The organism is Chryseobacterium sp. CBSDS_008, assembly GCF_049959325.1.
Taxonomy (GTDB): Bacteria; Bacteroidota; Bacteroidia; order Flavobacteriales; family Weeksellaceae; genus Chryseobacterium.
In genome coordinates this window covers 2,180,623-2,201,892 of the sequence record NZ_CP188202.1, presented here as the reverse complement: position 1 = coordinate 2,201,892, position 21,270 = coordinate 2,180,623, and the positions used below count along the sequence as shown (strand labels likewise).

The 21,270-nt window shown below is 35.5% G+C and carries 20 protein-coding genes; 17 read left to right on the top strand and 3 right to left on the bottom strand.

What is annotated here, in order from left to right; all coding sequences use genetic code 11:
• Window positions 1–3: 3 nt before the first annotated feature.
• From ACP3T3_RS09855 to ACP3T3_RS09795, 13 genes are all read left to right on the top strand, one after another.
• Window positions 4–1,833 carry a hypothetical protein gene (locus ACP3T3_RS09855; protein WP_426479701.1) on the top strand — a complete coding sequence of 610 codons (1,830 nt, stop codon included), beginning with the start codon at window positions 4–6 and terminating at the stop codon, window positions 1,831–1,833.
• A gap of 135 nt (window positions 1,834–1,968) precedes the next feature.
• Window positions 1,969–3,108 carry a hypothetical protein gene (locus tag ACP3T3_RS09850; RefSeq protein WP_426479700.1) on the top strand — a complete coding sequence of 380 codons (1,140 nt, stop codon included), beginning with the start codon at window positions 1,969–1,971 and terminating at the stop codon, window positions 3,106–3,108.
• Between the two features lie 14 nt (window positions 3,109–3,122).
• Window positions 3,123–4,355, top strand: a complete 1,233-nt coding sequence (locus tag ACP3T3_RS09845; RefSeq protein ID WP_426479699.1) for a glycosyltransferase family 4 protein — start codon at window positions 3,123–3,125, stop codon at window positions 4,353–4,355.
• Between the two features lie 523 nt (window positions 4,356–4,878).
• The gene (locus tag ACP3T3_RS09840) at window positions 4,879–5,604 is read left to right on the top strand and encodes an O-antigen ligase family protein (protein WP_426479698.1); all 726 of its coding nucleotides are present in this window, start codon (window positions 4,879–4,881) and stop codon (window positions 5,602–5,604) included.
• 9 nt (window positions 5,605–5,613) lie between these two features.
• On the top strand, window positions 5,614–6,216 hold the full coding sequence (locus ACP3T3_RS09835) for a sugar transferase (protein ID WP_426479697.1): 603 nt from the start codon (window positions 5,614–5,616) through the stop codon (window positions 6,214–6,216).
• Window positions 6,217–6,225: 9 nt separating this feature from the next.
• Entirely contained in the window at window positions 6,226–6,819 is a 594-nt protein-coding gene (locus ACP3T3_RS09830; RefSeq protein WP_426479696.1) for an acetyltransferase, read from the top strand.
• Between the two features lie 20 nt (window positions 6,820–6,839).
• Window positions 6,840–7,976 (top strand): aminotransferase class I/II-fold pyridoxal phosphate-dependent enzyme, encoded by a 1,137-nt coding sequence (locus tag ACP3T3_RS09825; protein ID WP_426479695.1) that lies wholly within the window; start codon window positions 6,840–6,842, stop codon window positions 7,974–7,976.
• A 14-nt stretch (window positions 7,977–7,990) separates the two neighbouring features.
• Window positions 7,991–8,560: a sugar transferase gene (locus tag ACP3T3_RS09820; RefSeq protein WP_426479694.1), complete on the top strand. Its 570-nt coding sequence runs from the start codon at window positions 7,991–7,993 to the stop codon at window positions 8,558–8,560.
• Between the two features lie 13 nt (window positions 8,561–8,573).
• The gene (rfbC, locus tag ACP3T3_RS09815) at window positions 8,574–9,119 is read left to right on the top strand and encodes a dTDP-4-dehydrorhamnose 3,5-epimerase (protein WP_426479693.1); all 546 of its coding nucleotides are present in this window, start codon (window positions 8,574–8,576) and stop codon (window positions 9,117–9,119) included.
• 96 nt (window positions 9,120–9,215) lie between these two features.
• A complete protein-coding gene (gene rimO, locus ACP3T3_RS09810) occupies window positions 9,216–10,517 on the top strand; it encodes a 30S ribosomal protein S12 methylthiotransferase RimO (RefSeq protein WP_426479692.1) in 1,302 nt (433 codons plus the stop codon).
• Between the two features lie 368 nt (window positions 10,518–10,885).
• Window positions 10,886–11,527: a hypothetical protein gene (locus tag ACP3T3_RS09805; RefSeq protein WP_426479691.1), complete on the top strand. Its 642-nt coding sequence runs from the start codon at window positions 10,886–10,888 to the stop codon at window positions 11,525–11,527.
• A gap of 20 nt (window positions 11,528–11,547) precedes the next feature.
• Window positions 11,548–12,258: a hypothetical protein gene (locus ACP3T3_RS09800; protein ID WP_426479690.1), complete on the top strand. Its 711-nt coding sequence runs from the start codon at window positions 11,548–11,550 to the stop codon at window positions 12,256–12,258.
• Between the two features lie 562 nt (window positions 12,259–12,820).
• Window positions 12,821–13,198 (top strand): septal ring lytic transglycosylase RlpA family protein, encoded by a 378-nt coding sequence (locus tag ACP3T3_RS09795; RefSeq protein ID WP_426479689.1) that lies wholly within the window; start codon window positions 12,821–12,823, stop codon window positions 13,196–13,198.
• A 67-nt stretch (window positions 13,199–13,265) separates the two neighbouring features.
• Here the strand turns inward: ACP3T3_RS09795 and ACP3T3_RS09790 are convergent, their stop codons facing one another.
• The 3 genes from ACP3T3_RS09790 to ACP3T3_RS09780 form a co-directional block, all read right to left on the bottom strand.
• Window positions 13,266–14,030 (bottom strand): exodeoxyribonuclease III, encoded by a 765-nt coding sequence (locus ACP3T3_RS09790; protein ID WP_426479688.1) that lies wholly within the window; start codon window positions 14,028–14,030, stop codon window positions 13,266–13,268.
• The gene (locus ACP3T3_RS09785; protein WP_426479687.1) at window positions 14,030–14,317 is read right to left on the bottom strand and encodes a YciI family protein; all 288 of its coding nucleotides are present in this window, start codon (window positions 14,315–14,317) and stop codon (window positions 14,030–14,032) included. The genes ACP3T3_RS09790 and ACP3T3_RS09785 overlap by 1 nt, the downstream gene beginning before the upstream one ends.
• 100 nt (window positions 14,318–14,417) lie before the next feature.
• Window positions 14,418–15,962 carry a PglZ domain-containing protein gene (locus tag ACP3T3_RS09780; protein WP_426479686.1) on the bottom strand — a complete coding sequence of 515 codons (1,545 nt, stop codon included), beginning with the start codon at window positions 15,960–15,962 and terminating at the stop codon, window positions 14,418–14,420.
• 781 nt (window positions 15,963–16,743) lie between these two features.
• Between ACP3T3_RS09780 and ACP3T3_RS09775 the strand changes: the two genes are divergently transcribed.
• The 4 genes from ACP3T3_RS09775 (at window position 16,744) to lpxA (ending at window position 21,258) form a co-directional block, all read left to right on the top strand.
• A complete protein-coding gene (locus tag ACP3T3_RS09775) occupies window positions 16,744–17,970 on the top strand; it encodes an HD domain-containing protein (RefSeq protein ID WP_426479962.1) in 1,227 nt (408 codons plus the stop codon).
• A 71-nt stretch (window positions 17,971–18,041) separates the two neighbouring features.
• Window positions 18,042–19,073: a UDP-3-O-(3-hydroxymyristoyl)glucosamine N-acyltransferase gene (lpxD, locus tag ACP3T3_RS09770; RefSeq protein ID WP_426479685.1), complete on the top strand. Its 1,032-nt coding sequence runs from the start codon at window positions 18,042–18,044 to the stop codon at window positions 19,071–19,073.
• Entirely contained in the window at window positions 19,066–20,463 is a 1,398-nt protein-coding gene (locus ACP3T3_RS09765; protein ID WP_426479684.1) for a bifunctional UDP-3-O-[3-hydroxymyristoyl] N-acetylglucosamine deacetylase/3-hydroxyacyl-ACP dehydratase, read from the top strand. The genes lpxD and ACP3T3_RS09765 overlap by 8 nt, the downstream gene beginning before the upstream one ends.
• A complete protein-coding gene (gene lpxA / locus ACP3T3_RS09760) occupies window positions 20,464–21,258 on the top strand; it encodes an acyl-ACP--UDP-N-acetylglucosamine O-acyltransferase (protein WP_426479683.1) in 795 nt (264 codons plus the stop codon).
• The last annotated feature ends 12 nt before the right edge of the window (window positions 21,259–21,270 follow it).

The window sequence follows — 21,270 nt, the reverse complement described above, 5'->3', positions numbered from 1 at the left end:
CAAATGTGTGGAATTTTTGGAGTTGTATCAAAGACTCATATCAACAAGCAGAAGTTTCAAACTCTGGTAAAACATTCCGAACAAAGAGGAGTTGATTCCAGTGGTTTGATCTACTATCAAAACAATAACTATAAGGTAAACAGAGCTGATTATAGTATTGAGAAATTACTGAATAAAGTACAGCCGTATAATAATAATATTGTATTAGGGCATAGTAGATTGATTACCAATGGCCTGGGCGATAATCAGCCCGTGGTGAGAGGAAATATATGCGCTATACACAACGGTATTATTGTAAATGAAGAAGAAGTTTGGAGCAAATTATCAGTAAGCAGGCAGCTGAAAATTGATTCCGAAGCTATTGTAGCCATTGCAGAAGAATTCCTTAGCAATAAGGAGAACAAAATTGAAGACCTTCCTAAAGAAATATTTTCTTTATGCAGAGGAGTTATTGCATGTGCTCTTGTATTGCCGGAAAAAGGGAAATTGCTTCTTTTCTCCAATAATGGCAGCTTATATGTGGGATATAATGAAGATAAAACTTATTTTGCTTCAGAAAATTATGGACTTAAAATTATCGGATGTGAGAATATCAGCCAGATAAAAGATGAGGCTATGATTATTGATATTCCTGTTTCTGTAGAAAAACTGACTATCGTAGATGAGAAAAGCAGAGTAGAAAACTTGATTCCTGAATTTAAATTTAATACCATTGAAGAAGGCTTACTGGAATACAAAAAGATAAACATCAAGAGATGTACAAAATGTATTCTGCCGGAAACAATGCCTTTTATAAAATTTGATGAAGCAGGAGTATGTAACTATTGCAAAAATTATAAACCAAGAAATAATCCGAAACCAAAAGAAGAATTATTTAAATTGGTTGAGCCATACAGAAGAAAAGGAAACGAATTAGACTGTATTGTCCCTTTTTCTGGAGGTAGAGATAGCTGCTATGGATTACACCTTATCGTAAAAGAGCTGGAAATGAAACCAGTTACTTATACCTATGACTGGGGAATGGTAACAGATCTTGGCCGAAGAAATATCAGCCGTATGTGTGCAGACCTTGGGGTAGAAAATATTATTGTGGCTGCAGATATTTCACTCAAAAGAAAGAATATCAGAATGAATCTTGAAGCATGGCTGAAATCTCCACATTTAGGAATGATGGCAATGCTTACTGCTGGTGATAAACATTTCTTCAGGTATGTAGAGGATATCAAAAAGCAAACAGGAATCAATCTTAATCTTTGGGGAGTAAATCCATTGGAAGTAACTCACTTTAAAACAGGATTTTTAGATATTGAGCCTGATTTTGAAGAGAAAAGAGTATACAGTCATGGGGCTATGAAACAGCTGAGATATCACTCTAAAAGATTCAGAGCGATGATGCAGAGCCCTGGGTATTTCAATAGCTCACTTTGGGATACCTTGTCTGGTGAATATTATCGTAGCTTCACAGAAAAACAGGATTATTATCATATTTTTGATTATTGGAGATGGGATGAAGAGCAGGTAGATAATACCCTTTTAAATGATTATGACTGGGAAAAAGCAATAGATACCACTACTACCTGGAGAATTGGAGATGGAACAGCAGCATTTTATAACTATGTATATTATACCGTCGCTGGCTTTACAGAACATGATACATTCCGAAGTAATCAGATCAGAGAAGGACAAATGACAAGAAAAAGAGCTTTAGAACTTGTCGAAATAGAGAATGCTCCACGTTATCAGAACATCAGATGGTATCTTGATACTTTAGGACTGGATTTTGAACGTGTGATAAAAATAGTTAACAATATTCCAAAATTGTATAAGCAATAATAGATGCTAATTATAAATGCCTATTTATAGATGAAAAATTTATTAATTTATAAACTGAGGTTTATTTTTATTTATTTGTTTTGTACCATCAGTATTTGCTCGGTGGTACAAGCATCTGTAAGTAAAACATCATTAATGTCAGTTGAGCCTGTGTTCAGACAACAAAATCTGAAAACTACAGAAATCGTTAATCTGATCAATCATTACAATGATATTTTTGCCTCCGAAACAAAAATGGCGAATTGGCCCAATGCCGCTTATGATTGTGCTGCTTTTTTATATATTCCGATACAATATGCTTATGATACGAAAAATCAGGAAATTATAAAAAGACTGCAGGTGCTCTTTACCTATGAAATACTGCTTACCATAAAGAATAGAGCAGATATAGATGATTTAAGCAAAAGAACTTTCTATTTTACAGTTGCCGAATATCTCAGAAGAAGTGGAATACGTGGCGACGCAGAAAAGACAAAAATGTTTAATTTCATCAAACAAGAGATATTAAACTATTGGAATAATGCCTATGCAAATATTTGGGAAGCAGAATCCAGGAAATTCTATGGAGTAAAACAGAGAGTAGAGTTTTTGCTGACTGGTGAATATAATGGAGATATGAGCTATTATAGTGCATTTACTGATCTTGAGCTTTATATTATGGGGATAGGAGTTAGTCTTTCACTTATAGAAAAAGATGCCTCACTTACCGCTACAAGGGATTTAATAAACATTAGAAACTCTTTTTATCAGGTAATGCAGAAAAAAGTAGTATTTCAGGATAATGTATGGTATCTGCAGCCCAATGTCTGGAAAGATCATCCTAATTTCCAGGATGTAGTTCTAAAAAAAAATCAGAGTGTTAATTGGGATGCTTCTCACTTTTCGAGAATGCCGGCTTATCTGCATATTCTAAAACTAGCATTTCAATCTGATAATACAAAATTTAAGTATTTGGACAAACTGAATATCTTACTTTCAAAACAATTGCTGAATAATATTGCAGTATATAATCCTAAAGATGGAACTTATTCTTTCAATAATTTCGTTGATGGGAATAATAGCAACTTTAGAAGTAATCTAAAAAAGGGGGATAAGGGATTATCACCTTCTGAGGATTATACCCATATTTTCTATGGATGGTGGAAGATGCTGGATACAAATGAGGTGAATATGATGTATGAAAAAATTTCACCTAAATATTCATATTATTCTAATCAAAATCCTTATATCAATGATAATAAAGGGTATTTTCAAGAAATTGTAAACTTAAAATAAACACATACCTACTGATGAATATCTGGCTGATTTCAAAATATGCCTCACCACCACAATACGCAAAAGTTCCATCACGTTTGTTTTATTTGGCAAGAGAATTTAAAAGACAGGGAAATAATACCCTCATGATAACTTCAGATGCCAATCATTTTACCCATTGTCCCGAAACTGACAAGATCTATAATGATGAGGAGCAGGATGGGGTAGCCGTAAGATGGATTAAAACAAAGAAATATGCCAAAACTGCATCGATAGACAGAATATTGTCCTGGTTTGATTTTGAAAGAAAGCTTTTCGCCATGAGACTTTCTGCTATGACAAAGCCTGAGATAGTTATCATTTCATCACTTTCTATTTTTACGATAATCTATGGTTATTATCTGAAAAAGAAATTCGGTAGCTTTTTGGTTTTTGAAATCCGTGATATCTGGCCCCTAACGATGACAGAAGAAGCGGGTTTTTCAAAATGGCATCCCCTTGTTTTACTGATTGGATGTATAGAAAAGTTTGGATATAAAAAGGCTGATTTGGTTGCAGGAACAATGCCAAGGCTGGATTTACACGTAGAAGAATTACTGGGATATAAAAAAACTTTTCATTGTTCACCATTAGGATTTGATCCTGAAAATTATTCTGAAGACTTCCTGAAAGAAAAAAATCCGTTTTCAGAAATAATACCGCCAGGAAAAGTAATTATTGGCTATGCCGGAAGTATGGGCGTTACCAATGCATTGGAACCTTTTATTGAAACCATACAGATGATGAAGGACGACAATGATATTCATTTTGTACTTGTCGGAAGTGGTGATCTCAGAGAGTCTTACGAAGAACAACTAAAAAATTGTTCGAATGTTACATTCTTACAAAGAATTCAGCAAAGTGATGTTAAATATTTTCTTCAGGTGTGTGATATTCTGTATTTGTCTACTAAAGATTCAAAAGTTTGGGACTACGGACAATCGATGAATAAAGTCGTAGAATATATGCTTGCAGCAAAACCCATTATTGCTTCTTATACCGGATATCCTTCTATGATTAATGAAGCCGATTGCGGTAAATTTATCAACAGTACCTCTGCGGAGGATATTAAAGGTGCCATCTTACATTATACCCAAATGAGCCCAGAAGAAAGAATTATAATTGGTAATAAAGGCAGAAAATGGATTTTTGAAAACAGAACATATCCGGTATTGGGGAAAAAATACCTGGATGCTATTTTATTTCATTCTGTAAAGCAAAAGAAGTAGCTTTGCACTGGTTGAAATAAAAATAGGTTTTATTTTGAAAATTACTATTAATACTAATTTTATTTATAAACTATTCCTATTATCTGTTGTGGTAGGAAATACTATTGCCATTTCTTTTGCAAAACCATTAGAAATGGATCCCAGGAATTTTTCTGTACCATATCGGATCTTTATCATTATATTTTCTGTATCCATAATTTATAGAGAAAGAAAAAATATTAGTCTTAAAAATATTTCATTCATAAGTCTTGTAGGCTTCTGGGTCTTTTATATCATCAAGCTTATATATTCATTCAATAACTATTCGTTTAATCAGGATGTAATAGTATCGGAGAATGAAGATGTTTTCAGAATCCTGTTTATGGTACTTTTACCAAGTATTGCATTATTATGTATTAATTACAGTAAGGTAGACTTCAAAAGCATCACAAAATATTGTATTACTATTTTATGCGGCCTTCTCGTTGTAAACTATATATATGGTTATATAAAGTTAGATCATATTTTTAGTACATACTATATTATGTATGGTCATATCGGAGCCTCACTGTTTATTATATCGTTATTTTTGCTTTTGTTTTGTAAGAAAGATTATACATCATATTTTTTATTCTTCTGCCTTTTTTTAGGTCTTTTTAATGTGATTCAATCTATGGCAAGAAGCCCGTTAGTCGCTATTTCTGTATGTTCTTTTTACATGGTACTGTTAAAAGGAAATAAAAAATATATGTTATATGCTGTTACATCGGTTCTGCTATTTATTGGATTGATTATTCTGCATGAACAATATGGAAACGGACAAATAACAAGTTTTAACAGAATGTATAAATGGATTGCACATGGAGATACATCAAGCAGAGAACCTTTATATAGCAAGGCAGTTGAAATCTTTAATTCAAATCGTTTTTTAGGAGGAAGAATATTATTTGAAGATGGTGTTCACCCGCATAATATTTTTTTAGAACTTTTAATGGCCACCGGCGTTTTAGGATTAATTATTTATTTTCTAAAGTTTTTACCAGTAGTACAAAATGCTTCGATATTTTGGAACATAAAAAAAAGTAATATATACTATAAATTGATTTTTGCCTTATTTTTGCAATATTTTACACTCGTGCAGACATCTTGTAACCTTTTTAATATACCGGAATTTTTGTACTTTAGTTCAATGATTATAGGTATTAGTTACACAGCAAAATCAGCAGGAATCCGGGTAGAACCCACAATGTATTATGATGAACATATGTAACTTTTAAGAATGTATAAAAATTATTTAAAGAGGATTTTCGACTTTGTATTTTCTCTGATGGGAATTACCTTGCTGCTTCCGGTTTTTCTGATTGTGATGGTAGGCTTATTCCTATCCAATAACGGGAAGCCTTTTTTCTTTCAGCCAAGGCCGGGAAAAAATGGAAAGGTATTTAAAATTATAAAGTTTAAAACAATGAATGATAAAAAGGATTCCAATGGGAACCTTTTATCAGATGCAGAAAGATTAACAGCAATAGGCTCTTTCGTCCGTAAAACATCTTTGGACGAAATTCCACAGTTGATCAATGTCTTAAAGGGAGATATGTCACTGATTGGGCCCAGACCTCTTCTTGTACAATATCTGCCGCTTTATAACGAGCATCAGGCAAGGAGACATGAGGTGAGACCCGGAATTACAGGATGGGCACAGGTAAATGGCAGAAATGCCATATCATGGAACCAAAAATTTGACTATGATGTCTGGTATGTAGAAAACATATCATTTATTTTAGATCTCAAAATCTTTTTTCTTACCGCCAAGAAAGTATTTATAAGAGAGGGCGTGTCCGCTGAAGGACATGTTACCATAGAACCATTTCAAGGAAATTAATTGATAGCTATGTATTTATTTGGAGCAAGTGGACATGGAAAGGTAATTGCAGATATTGCTGCTGCTAATGACATAAAAATTAAAGCATTCATAGATCAGGATATTTCTAAAAACGAATGCTATGGATTTCCCGTACTGAATCATTTACCGGAAGGTAAGGAAAGGCTGGTTATCTCAATTGGAAATAACCTTACCCGTAAGAAGATAGCAGAACAGGTTAAGAACGAAATCGGGACTTTAATACACCCGAAATCAATAATTTCAGATTCTGTGAAAATTGAGGAGGGAACTGTAATCATGGGAGGAGTGGTAACCAATGCAGATACTGCCATCGGAAAACACTGTATCATCAATACCAATGCATCTGTAGATCATGATTGTGTGATTGAAGACTTTGTCCATATTTCACCCAATTCAGCTCTTGCCGGAGGTGTGACAGTAGGAGAAGGATCCCAGATCGGAATCGGAGCCTCGGTAATACAGGGAATAAAAATAGGAAAATGGTGTGTAATAGGTGCCGGAGCGGTAGTTATTAGCGATATTCCGGACTATTCAGTTGTAGTGGGAAATCCCGGAAGAATTATCAAGAAAAATATTATATAAACAAGTTACTAATCAAAAATATGAATACTAAAATCTGGTTGTCCTCACCACATATGGGAGGGAATGAACAAAAATATATCAACGAAGCATTTGCAGAAAACTGGGTAGCCCCACTGGGACCTAACGTTAACGGTTTTGAAAGCGATCTGGAACAGTTTCTGGGTGAAAATGCAAAAGTGGCTGCACTTTCTGCAGGAACTGCTGCTCTGCACCTTGCCCTTATTGAATGCGGAGTTGTACATGGTGATGAGGTAATCTGCCAGTCAATGACTTTCTCAGCATCAGCCAATCCTATTGCTTATTGCGGAGCAACACCTGTTTTTATTGATAGCGAACCGGAAACATGGAATATGTGCCCGAGAGCTCTGAAAGAAGCTATTGAAGATAGAATTAAAAAAGGAACAAAGCCCAAAGCAATCATTGTGGTTCACCTTTACGGTATGCCGGCAAAGATGGACGAAATTACTGCAATTGCTCAGGAATTCCAGATTCCTGTAATAGAAGATGCAGCAGAGGCTCTTGGTTCTACCTACAAAGGACAGGCATGCGGAACATTCGGGCGTTTCGGAGTCTTAAGCTTTAACGGAAATAAAATTATTACCACTTCAGGAGGTGGAGCTTTGGTTTGTCATACTCAGGAAGATAAAGATCAAACGGTTTTCCTTTCTACACAGGCCAGAGACAATGCACCTCACTATCAGCATTCACAGATTGGCTTCAATTATAGAATGAGCAATATTGTAGCAGGAATAGGAAGAGGACAGATGGAAGTGCTTAAGGACAGAGTGGCTGCCCGCAGAGCAATGCACAATTTCTATGTTGACCTTTTCAGCAATATTGAAGGGGTAACTGTATTTTCAGAGTCGAATGATGATTTTTATTCCAACCACTGGTTATCCGCAGTGATCGTTGACCCTGAAATTACAGGAAAAAACAGAGAAGATTTAAGACTTGCATTTTTAGAAGATAATATCGAATCAAGACCGCTTTGGAAGCCAATGCATTTACAGCCGGTTTTTGAAACAGCTTCGTATTACGGAGGAACTATTGCTGAAAAACTTTTTGATAACGGATTGTGTCTTCCTTCAGGTTCCAATTTATCAGATGACGACAGAGAAAGAATAACAAAAGTAGTTCATACGTACTTCGGAATTTAATAACATTCAATTTAATGAATCAGTACAAATATTGGAAAGTGGTTTTTGATTTTATCTTGGCGGTAATATTGATCCTCTTTCTTATGCCGGTATTGATCATTTTATTTGTAATTACAAGCCTGGATACCTCTTCCAATGGAATTTTTTTTCAGAAACGGATCGGGCAGTACGGAAAACCTTTTATTATTTTTAAATTTAAAACCATTCATGAGCAGAAGAGGACATGTTCAAAAACCGGACAGATACTCAGAAAGTTTAAGCTGGATGAATTTCCGCAATTATTTAATATTATAAAAGGGGATATGAGTTTTGTAGGCCCCAGACCTGATATAGAAGGCTACTACGACAAACTTACCGGAGCAGATAGAAAAGTTCTGGAGCTGAAACCCGGACTTACCTCTGAAGCAAGCATCAAATACAGAGATGAAGAGTATCTTCTGAAAAACCAGGAGAATCCTCTGGCGTATAACGATGAAGTATTGTTTCCGAATAAAGTAAAAATGAATTTGGACTATTTTGAAAATATGTCTTTCAAAAACGATGCAAAGATCTTGTTTAAAACATTAATAACCACATTGAAATAGAGTTTTTCACATTATGAAAATTAAAGAAACCCCGCTTAAAGACTGCTACATCATAGAGCCTACTATATTTGAAGACGAAAGAGGCTACTTCTTTGAAAAGTTTAACGAAAAAAAATTCGAGGAACTCACAGGAATGAACGGTCACTTTGTACAGGATAATATTTCCAGATCTTCTTACGGAGTATTAAGAGGACTGCACCTCCAGAAAGGAGAACACGCGCAGGCAAAATTAGTTTCTTGTCTGGAAGGAAGTGTTTGGGATGTGGCTGTAGATCTTAGAGAAGACTCTTCTACATTCGGAAAATGGTTCGGAATAGAACTTACTGCTGAAAATAAATTGCAGCTTTATGTGCCGAGAGGTTTCGGACATGGGTTTTCAGTATTGAGCACTCACGCTGTATTTTCTTATAAATGTGATAATTTTTATAACAAAGAATCGGAAGGCAGTGTAAAATTCAATGATCCGGATCTTAATATCGACTGGAAGGTTGATAAAAAAGATGCGATACTTTCAGAAAAAGACCAGAATGCCCCTGGATTTAAAGAAAAAAACTTTTAAAGTATATTCCTGAAAACCACTTTTATAAAGTGGTTTTTTATTTTTTAATCTTAACTCTCCAATATTTTGTATCTTTGCACACTCAAAATCAAAACGATGCGTACAAAATCTGTAGGGAAGAAGAAAATCAATGTAGTCACTCTTGGATGTTCCAAGAATGTATATGATTCTGAAGTATTAATGAGCCAGCTGAAGGCCAATGGCAAAGAAGTGGTTCACGAAGACCGTGGGGACATTGTTGTAATCAATACCTGCGGATTTATTGATAATGCCAAAGAAGAATCTATCAATACTATTCTTGATTATGTTGAGGCCAAAAACAGAGGTGAGGTTGAGAAAGTATTTGTTACAGGATGTTTATCAGAAAGATATAAACCGGATTTGATAAAAGAAATTCCGGATGTAGATCAATATTTCGGAACAAGAGACCTTCCGGTACTTTTAAAGCATCTTGGAGCAGATTATAAACATGAGTTGGTAGGAGAGAGATTAACGACAACACCAAAGCATTACGCATACCTTAAAATTTCTGAAGGCTGCGACAGACCTTGTTCTTTCTGTGCAATCCCGTTGATGAGAGGAGGGCATATGTCAACCCCTATTGAAAAACTGGTTTCAGAAGCGCAGAAATTAGCAAAAAAAGGCACAAAAGAATTGATTCTTATTGCACAGGACCTTACTTACTACGGCCTTGATCTTTACAAAAAAAGAGCATTGGGTGATCTTTTGAAAGAATTGGTAAAAGTAGAAGGGGTAGAATGGATCCGTCTTCATTACGCTTTCCCAAGCGGTTTCCCGGAAGATGTTCTTGATATTATCCGTGAAGAACCTAAAGTGTGTAATTATATAGATATTCCTCTTCAGCATATCAATTCAGATCTGTTGAAATCTATGAAGAGAGGAACTACCCATGAGAAAACAGATGCCCTTTTAGGGAAATTCAGAGAGAAAGTTCCTGATATGGCCATCAGAACAACGCTTATCGTTGGATATCCTGGAGAAACAGAAGAAAGATTCCAGGAGCTTAAAGACTGGGTAAAAGAACAGAAATTTGACAGATTAGGCTGCTTTACTTATTCACATGAAGAGAATACGACAGCCTATGTGTTGGAAGATGATATTCCCCAGGAGGTAAAAGAGGCAAGAGTAGAAGAAATTATGGAATTGCAGTCTCAGATTTCATGGGAAAAAAATCAGGAAAAAGTAGGTAAAGTATTCAGGTGTATCTTTGACCGTAAAGAAGGAAATTATTTTATCGGAAGAACAGAATATGACTCGCCGGATGTAGACAATACAGTGTTGGTTTCTGCAGAAGATACATACGTTTCTATCGGTGAATTTGCAGATGTAAAAATTACTTCAGCTGAGGAATTTGACCTGTATGGAGAATTGGTATAACTAAGTGCTTGTTAACCAGGAAAAAATATAGTTTATAAAATTAAGCTATTAACTAAAATTAACATAGAATTTTCTCGGTAGTATTTATTTATTCTGTTGATATTCAACATGTTAATTTTTTGCGTAATTAAGATTTTTTAATTTTCTTTTATAATATATATAAATTCAAAAATTATATCTTAAATTTGCCCAAGAAGCAATATTTTTAAATTATGTGCTTTCAACAAGTTAATCATTAAAAAGCCACTAAAACTCAGTTGAAATACTCATTGGGTCTTTTTAGCTTTAATATAATATTCACAAGTTGAGATCTACCTTTTTTAGAAATATTGATGAAAAAAAATGTAATTAAAAATCTTTAAAAACTTATGAAAAAATTTTTATTGACAGCAGTTATGCTTGTTGGCCTTTCGGCCCTTTCTAAGGCTCAACAGGGGCGAGTGGGGATTAACACAACCACACCTGCCGCAACGTTAGACGTAGTAGCAAATACTACAGATAATGCTAGACCTGATGCCTTATTAGTCCCTCGTATGACAAGAGCACAATTATTAGCTAAAGATGCAGCTTATACTGCAGCTCAGAATGGTGCACTTGCTTTCGTTACAACAATTGACGGTACAGCAACTCCTAAAACTACAAACGTTACGGCAGTTGGATTCTATTATTATGATTCTCCATCCGCTACTTGGAAAACATTAGGAGGAGGTGCGGCTCCTGCAACCCCATTCAGAATGAACTTAACACAAGCTGCTTCTACAGCTTATGACTGGACAAACTCTAATTTTGATTATTGGGAATTTACCAGTGGAACACAGCTTACTTTACCGGCTCCTACAGCTTATAACGGAAGAACGATTTATATAAGAAATCAGACTGGAGGTACTTTACAGTTTGCAGGTGCCGATGGAGTTGCCACTCCTAAAGGTATGACTTCTCTTACGGGAATTGCCGCTATACAGATTTATAGTAATGGTACAAATTGGTATCTTGTTTCAGGTAGAAATTAATACATAAAACATAAATTAAAATGAAAAATATTTTCTTAACTATAGCAGGCGGTGTATTATTGTTCCTTGGTGCAAACGTTAATGCTCAAATTATAAGTAACGGGAATGTTACCTCAGCTTTAAATAATACAAACTATTTCATGGATGGTAGTAATTTTGAAGGATTAGCAAACCAAAGCTATGGTAGAGGTTTAGGTTTTCCTAGAACAAATTTAACTACTTTTGCCTTTGATACTTCTCCAATGGATAATACTGTAATTGTTTCTGACTTTGATGGTATGGTTGTATATAACACTGCTACAGGTAATACAGCAGCTGGTCAGGGGGTAACAACTGCTGTTGCTCCGGGTTTCTATTACTTCTCAAATCCAGGTAACCCAGGTAACATTACAAATGGTAGATGGGTGCCAATGGGAGGTGCAGGTAAAGTAAATGTACTTACAACTGAAACTGCTACCAGCACCTTGGTAGATAGCAAACAAGTATACGCAATCAAAGGAACTTTCACTGCAAGTGGTACTTCTACAGCAGTTAATATTCCAGCTCCTACAGGAATGACTGCAATGTATGGAATCACTATTTATAAAGCCGGTACAAATACTGTTTATGATAGAAGCTTATATTCTTATACAGTCGCTACTTCAGCAGGAAATGCGATTACTGGTTCTCCTAGTATGTCTGTTGTTTATCCTTCAGGAACTTATGATTACGTATTAGAATACTTAAAATAAAGAAATTTATTTAATTACATAATAAAAACCAATGAGAAATCATTGGTTTTTTACTTTTATAGAGATAGAGCGTTATTTTATTTTTTTGAGTTAGAATATTGATTCAATTTTTTCATCCATAATATGATTTTATAATAACAATGAATCAGACTTTAAATTTTAACAGAATAGAAAGGTGTTAAAATCGGTTTCAGAAATATAATATTATATAGATAAATAACTTCTGTCAGCGATTTTCTGCAGAATCAGACTTTAAGAATTTTCATTTCAAAAGACAAATTTTTTGACTAGGATCTTAACATTGTTGTTTTTGTAATTTATTGAATATCAGATTGTTTCAGCTTTTGTTTTTTTAAATTATGCATGAATTAGTTAATTATGTTAACTTTTTAGGCGATTTTTTAACGTTTTTTAACAATGTGATCTGAAAGCCCTATCCATAGGAGGTTGCGAGGTTTGTTAATGTTTATTTAAGATTTCATTAACAGTTTTTAACATGTAGAGTAGGGTTTTATAAAGATTCCTGATACTTTTGTCCCGTCAAAACCAATAAAAGTTCAAAATGATGAAAAGATTCATTCTCGTAATCATAATGATGATTTCAACCTTAGGTATTTACTCTTTTACGAGCAATGCCTTAGATGCGAAAAAAACAAGTTATGCATCGTACTACCACGATAGATTTAACGGTAGAAAAACCGCTAGCGGAGAAATCTTTGATAACGCAAAGTTTACTGCAGCAAACAGAACGCTTCCATTTGGAACAAATGTTAAGGTAACGAACCTTAGAAATGGTAAAGAGGTTATAGTGAGAATTAATGACCGAGGCCCTTATGGTGGCCCTTCCTCAAGAGCATTAGACATGTCTAAAGCTGCGTTCGATGAGATTGGAGATATCAATCATGGTACAATTCCGGTCGAATATGAAATTGTCGATTAATTTTATGATTTAAATTAAAAAAAAGCCAGCTGATTCAGCTGGCTTTTTGTATAGATATATACGTTGGTTAAATATCTAATTCTAATAAAGCAGGACAATGGTCAGAATGTACCGCTTCCTTTAAAATTACCGCTCTGCTGAGCTTGTCTTTTAAGCTGTACGAAGTGAAATTATAATCCAGTCTCCAGCCCTTATTCCTTTCTCTTGAATTTTGTCTGTAACTCCACCATGTATAATTATCAGGCTCGTTATTAAAGAACCTGAAACTGTCAATCAGTTCACATTCATTAATGAAATTGGTCATCCATTCTCTTTCCATAGGAAGAAATCCTGAAACGTTCTTTAAACCGACAGGATTATGAATATCGATAGCCTCATGGCATATATTAAAATCACCCGATATAATAAGGTTGGGAATTTCTTTCTTTAAATTCTTGATATATTCCAGGAAATCATGGCAGAACTGCATTTTAAAATCCAGACGCTCAATATTGGACGCAGAAGGAACGTAAACAGAGATTGCAGAAAATCCGTCAAAATCAGCACGGATAATTCTTCCTTCATTATCATAGCTTTCGATGCCACAACCATACTCTACATGATGGGGCTTTATTTTTGAGGCAATTCCGACCCCGCTGTAGCCTTTTCTTACTGCCGAGTGCCAGTAACTGTGATATCCCAATTTTTCCAGGCTCTCGATATCTATCTGGTCGTTTCCGGCCTTGCTCTCCTGAATACAGATGATATCCGGATCTGCAATCTTCAGCCAGCCCAGAAAATCTTTTGTGAAGGCCGCTCTGATGCCATTGACATTGTATGTGATTAATCTCATTATGCTTCTATAAAAAATTTAAAGTTTTCATTGTATTTAGACGGGATAAATTCGGTGATAGCATAGTCTGCTGCTTCATGAATATAAAAAAGGATCTTCAGAGATAATCTCAATCTCCTTTTTAGATTCTGCTTTGGCGATAATAATCCCACCCGTTCTGGGTTCTTTTCTTCCTGAGGCATAAACCTGCCGGATTCATAGTGCTTGTCGAGGAAAACAGCATGCTGCGGAATAAACCGTTCTATGGTTTCAATAGAACGCTTATAAGTAAGCGAAATAATAAACATGATTTATTTTTTACGAAGATATGAACTATAAAAAAGAGGCGGAAAAAATCGAATGATTTTTTCCGCCTTAAACCCAAAATTAAATAAACTATGAAAAAAACTACTTGGGTTCTAAAATACTGATAGGAATAATACACTCTTCCAGTGAAATTCCCCCATGCTGGTAAGTTTCTTTATAGTAATTAACAAAATGATTGTAATTCTTAGGATAAGCCAGGAATATATTGTTTTTGGCAAAAATATACTTCGAGCTCAGGTTTCCTTTTGGAAGGAAAAGCTTTTCCGGGTTGGTAATCGCCCATACATCACTGTCATCATACGTTAAGCTTTTACCTGTTTTATATCTTATATTTGTAGACGTTTCCCGGTCTCCCACAACTTTACTTGGTTTTTTCACATATACGGTTCCATGGTCTGTAGTGATTACCAGTTTATATCCGTTTTCAGCGGCTGTTTTAATGATCTTCAGTAAAGAAGAGTTTTCAAACCAGTTGAAGGTAAGAGAACGGAAAGTCTTATCATCGCGGATCAGCTGGTCTACAATGTGGTTGTCAGTCTTTGCGTGTGAAAGAATATCAATAAAGTTGTATACAATGACCAGCAGGTCATTATTTTTATGCTGGTTAAAATCATCATAGATTTTTCTTTCAAAATCAGCGTTCAGGACTTTAAGATATTTCATTGATTTTGATCCGAGACCAATTCTCTTCATCTGATCTTCGAGAAAGTCACGCTCAAACTCATTCTTGTTCCCTTCTTCATTATCATTGAACCATTTATCAGGAAAACGTTTCTCAATTTCAGATGGCATTAATCCCGCAAAAAAAGAATTTCTTGCATATTGTGTGGCTGTAGGAAGAATACTGTAATAATAATCTTCTGATACTTTATTGTAAAATTTTGTAAATAACGGTTCAATAACTTTCCACTGGTCATAACGAAGGTTGTCAACCATCAGTAAAAGAACTTTTTCTTTTTCAACTTCCGGTTTTACTTTTTCTTTGAAAAGGGTATGGCTCATCATCGGTTTGTCTGAATCTGTAAGCCAGTTTTCATAATTTTTTTCAATAAACTTAGCAAACTGAATGTTGGCTTCCTCTTTCTGCGACTGCAGAAGGTCAGCAAATTCATTGTCTGCCACTTTATCAAACTTGATTTCCCAGCTCAGGATCTTTTTATAATATTCAGCCCATTCCTGATACGTTCTGAGATAAGAAAGCTCCATAGAAAGGTTTCTGAATTCCTGCTGGTACTGCAAAATTGTTTTTTGTTCAACAAGATTATCCTGCTGAAGGTTTTTCTTTAGGGAAAGTAATATCTGGTTAGGATTTACAGGCTTTAATATATAGTCGGCAATCTGGGAACCGATAGCCTCTTCCATAATATGTTCCTCTTCACTTTTGGTAACCATGACGATTTTTAAGGCATTATCTTTTTCCTTGATCATAGGAATGGCTTCCAGACCGGAAATGCCGGGCATATTTTCGTCAATTAACGTTAAAGCAAATTTCTCTGAATCCATAAGTTCCAAAGCTTCATTCACATTATTAACAGGGGTTACCTGGTAACCCTTTTTTTCTAAAAATACGATATGAGGTTTGAGTAAATCTATTTCATCATCGATCCATAATATCTTTTCTGACATAATTTATTTTTTACATGGTTATTGTATCAAAATGTTGACCAATTCCTTTTAAAATCTCACAAAATCGAAATATTAAAAGTTAAATATTAGTTAAATGAAAATACCGCGGTATATTTCACATTTTGGGTTTATTTAATCAGTGGTTTTTATATATTCCAACGCCTTTTCCAGTACTTCATATTTTCCGTTTTTAATCCCTTCTACACTTGGTTTTACAAGGGTATTTCGATAATTTTTGATTTCGGATGCTTTTGCACATCATTGCAGTAGTCTCTGCATGCTCTGAGTATTCTCATCTACTAAAACGATGACATTTCCTTTATAGTATTCAGGGTTTCGTATTCAGGTTTCCTTATCATTACTATATTCAAGTTCACTAATTTTCTGGAAAAGCTGCTTGTCCCAGTTCAGATTTCCTTTTGCAACATGGGGATGGTAATATTTTTAACAATTCAGATCCTGCAGGGAGATCCGAGTTTTTGGGTTTCAGTTACGAGTTGTGCATAAAATTTTAAACCAAAAATAATAAAAAGAAAAGAGGGAAGCGTCTCATTAAGGGATGTCGTGTTTTCTCAAAGATAAACGTTTAATACAACAGCTGCAAAAGGTTTTCAAAAAATATTTGATTGATCATAAGTAGAGAATTTTTAAAATGGATATGACGGTGGTTTTGATAAAAAATGATAAGCGTATGAATGTCTTATCCCAATATATTAATAGTAATTTAATAAAAGGCTCAATTTTAAAATGCCTAACTTTGTTTACTAATATTGACGTTTCAATGCAGAATAAGCTAAAAATTATCAACGATCCTGTTCACGGGTTCATCAAAATTCCACACGAAATTTTATTTGATATTATTGAGCACCCTTATTTTCAGAGATTAAGAAGAATAGGGCAGACCGGTCTTTTGAATCTGATATTTCCCGGTGCTACCCATACCAGGTTTCATCATGCCCTGGGAGCGATGCATTTGATGTTCACAGCCCTGGAAACATTGAAGCAGAAAGGAGTGAAAATTTCTGAAGAAGAAGAAAAAGGAGCGATGCTGGCTATTCTGATGCATGATATTGGTCATGGTCCGTTTTCTCATGCCCTGGAAAGTATGCTGATGGATGACTGGCACCATGAAAATCTCTCTTTACTGCTGATGAACAAGCTGAATGAAAAATTTGAAGGACAATTGTCGATGGCTATTGAAATGTTTCAGGGTAAATATCACAGGAAATTTTTCAATCAGCTGATCTCTTCCCAATTGGATGTGGACCGTTTGGATTATCTGAAAAGAGATAGTTTTTTTACCGGTGTATCAGAAGGAAATATTAATACCCAAAGGATTATTTCCATGATGAATGTCTGTGAAGAAGGCGAGCTGGTGATTGATGCAAAAGGAATTTATTCCATTGAAAATTTTCTGACGGCCAGAATGTTTATGTACTGGCAGGTGTACTATCACAAAACATCAGCCTTGGCTGAGTTTCTTTTGGTTAAAATTCTTGAAAGAGCAAAATATCTGATTTCTCAAGGTGTAGAACTTCCGGCAACGGACCATCTGAAATATTTTTTATACCGGGAAAAAAGCGCTGCAACAGATGAAGATATAGAGAGATTTACCAGCCTTGATGATAATGATGTGATTCAGGCCATGAAAGAATGGCAGAACTCAGATGACTTTGTGCTGTCATATTGGTGCCAATGTGTAATTCAGAGAAATCTGCCTAAAACTATTATTTCATCACATCCTTTTGATCCCCAAATAATTGATGAAAAAATAAAAAAGAGTAATGAATTTTTTGGAATCGATAATGGTGATGAATTGGTTCATGAAATTAAAAGAAAATTACTGCCTTATCATGCAGAGAAACAGCCCATTTACCTATTGCATAAAAATGGCAGAAGGACCAGGCTTCATGAGTCGGAAGACCAGCTTTTATCGGGCTTGATCGTAAATAAGACGACCCGCTATATCCTTATGTTTCCAAGAGATATCTCCATCATGGACTCTTAAAGAATATTAAAATTGACGATCTGAAACTAAAACATGTTTGCAAATTATAGAATTTCTTATCTTTGCAGAATATGGAATTTACAGCTTCGCAAATTGCAAGTTTTATTGACGGAAAAATAATAGGTGACGAGAATGCGCTTATTACGGGAGTTTCACCAATAGAAAATGGAGAATCAGGACATCTTTCTTTTATAGCACAAGATCGGTTTTCTCATTTTTTGGCTAGCTCAAAATGTTCTGTTATCATCGTTTCGGAAAAACTTCTGGAGAAAAATCATTATAACCCTACCTTAATTGTTGTAAAAGATGCCTATCTTTCTTTTCAGGTCCTGATGAATTTATATCAGGAAATGCAGGGAAGAAAAGAAGGTGTTGAAAATGGTTCATCCATTCATGATACAGCTGTTATAGGAGATAAAGCTTACATAGGGGCATTTACTTATGTTTCTGAGAAAGCTAAAATCGGGGAAGGCTCACAAATCTATCCGCATGTATATATAGGAAAAGGAGTAAAAATTGGTAAAAACTGTAAGATAGACAGTGGTGCCAGAATTTATGACTATTGTATTATTGGGGATAACTGTGTGATCCATTCCAATACGGTAATCGGAGGTGACGGGTTTGGTTTCCAGCCAACAGCCGAAGGCTTCAAAAAAATACCCCAGCTTGGAAATGTAATCATTGAAGACGATGTTGAAATCGGTTCAAACTGTAGTATCGACAGAGCTACGATAGGATCTACCATTATAGGAAAAGGAACCAAAATTGATAACCTGATTCAGATTGCACATAATGTGAAAATTGGCCAGAACAACGTAATTGCAGCCCAGGCCGGAATTGCCGGTTCTACTACAATTGGTGACTGGAATCAGATTGGCGGCCAGGTAGGAGTTGTAGGACATATCAAAATAGGAAATCAGGTGAAAATTCAGGCTCAGAGCGGCGTGAATTCCAGTGTTAATGACAGAGAAACATTGTACGGTTCACCGGCCATCAGTTATAATGACTATCTGAGAAGCTATGTTCATTTCAGAAATCTGCCCGGAATAGTAAACAGAATAAATAATCTTGAGAATAACTCAAAAGATCATACTAATGAGTGATATGCAAAAAACACTTCAGCAAGAGGTAACTCTTTCTGGAATTGGCCTTCATACAGGTAAAGAAGTAAAACTGACCATTAAACCTGCCAAAGAAAATACAGGTTTTGTATTTGTAAGAACAGACCTGGAGGGGCATCCTCAGGTAGAAGCGGATGTAAATTATGTTGTAGCAACAGAAAGAGGAACCACATTAGAAAAACTAGGGGTAAAAATTACCACTTGCGAACACCTTTTGGCAGCCCTTGTTGGTTGTGATATTGATAACGCAATGCTAGAAATGGATGCCTCGGAGCCACCTATTATGGATGGATCTTCAAAATACTTTGTGGAAGCCATCGAAAGTGTTGGGATAGTAGAACAAAGCATAGCAAGAGAATATCTTGTTGTCAAAGAAGTTCTTACCTACAGTGATCCGGCTACAGGTTCGGAAATCACAATCATTCCTTCAGATACGTATGAAGTAACAACAATGGTAGATTTTGGGACTAAAGTATTGGGTACTCAAAATGCCACTCTTAAAAATATTTCAGAATTTAAAGACGAAATCTCATCAGCAAGAACATTCAGCTTCCTGCATGAGTTGGAAATGCTTTTAGATCATGGCTTGATCAAAGGTGGAGATATTTCCAATGCGATTGTATATGTAGATAAAGATCTTACCCCTGAAACAACAGAAAAATTAAAGAAAGCCTTTGGAAAAGATAATGTATCCATCAGACCAAACGGTATTCTTGACAATCTTAATTTAAACTATCCTAATGAAGCGGCAAGACACAAATTACTGGATGTAATTGGTGACCTTGCTTTGGCAGGAGTAAAAATAAAAGGTAAAGTTATTGCCAACAAACCGGGACACTTTGTGAATACTCAGTTTGCGAAAAAACTAAACCGCCAGTGGAAATTGCAGAAAAAGAAAAACGTTCCGGATTTTGACCTGACAAAAGAACCAGTATTCGATATCAACGGAATTATGAAGCTTATGCCTCACAGACCCCCGTTCTTATTAATTGATAAAGTTCTTGAACTTTCAGACTCACACGTAGTAGGTTTGAAAAATGTCACCATGAACGAGCCATTCTTCGTTGGCCATTTTCCTAAAGAACCCGTAATGCCTGGAGTTCTTCAGGTGGAAGCACTAGCACAGACAGGAGGTATTCTGGTACTGGCCAGCGTCCCGGATCCTGAAAACTATTCTACCTATTTCATCAAAATTGATAAGGTGAAATTCAAAAGGAAAGTAATTCCTGGAGATACGCTTATATTCAAAATTGAATTGATCGAGCCTATCAGAAGAGGTATTGTTCATATGCAGGGCTACGGATATGTGGGAGACACTGTAGCAGTAGAAGCAGAGCTTATGGCTCAAGTTGCAAAAAATAAAGTTGATTAAATGATTCATCAATTAGCAGCCGTAGATAAACGTGCGAAAATCAGCAAAAATGTAATCGTAGAACCTTTCACTACCATTGCTGGGGACGTAGAAATTGGAGAAGGAACCTGGATTGGTCCCAATGTAACCATCATGGATGGAGCAAGAATTGGGAAAAACTGCAGGATTTTCCCCGGGACAGTAATTTCCGCAATTCCCCAGGATCTGAAATTTGATGGTGAAGATACCCAGGTGATTATCGGTGATGAAACAACAATCAGAGAGTGTGTTACCGTAAACCGAGGTACAAAGGCCCTGGGATTTACTAAAATAGGTGCTAACTGTCTTATTATGGCTACTTCGCATATTGCACATGATTGTATTATCGGAGATCATGTTATTATTGTAAACGGTTGCGGTATTGCAGGACATGTGGAGATCGGAGATTATACGGTAATGGGAGGTTTATCAGCAGTTCACCAATTTGGTAAAATCGGAAAACATGTGATGATTTCCGGAGGTACTTTGGTAAGAAAAGATATTCCACCTTACGTAAAAGTTGCAAGAGAGCCTATGTCTTATGCTGGTATCAACTCTGTTGGTTTAAGAAGAAGAGGATTTACCAATGAAAAAATCTTTGAAATCCAGAAAATCTACAGAGCCATCTTCCAGATGAAGATGAACGTTTCCCAGGCTATTTCCCATATTGAAAAAGAAATGCTTCCAACGGCTGAAAGAGATGAAATCTTGCAGTTTATCCAGAACTCACCAAGAGGTATCGTAAAAGGGTACGGAACCGGAAAGGATAGAGAATAATTTAATTATAAT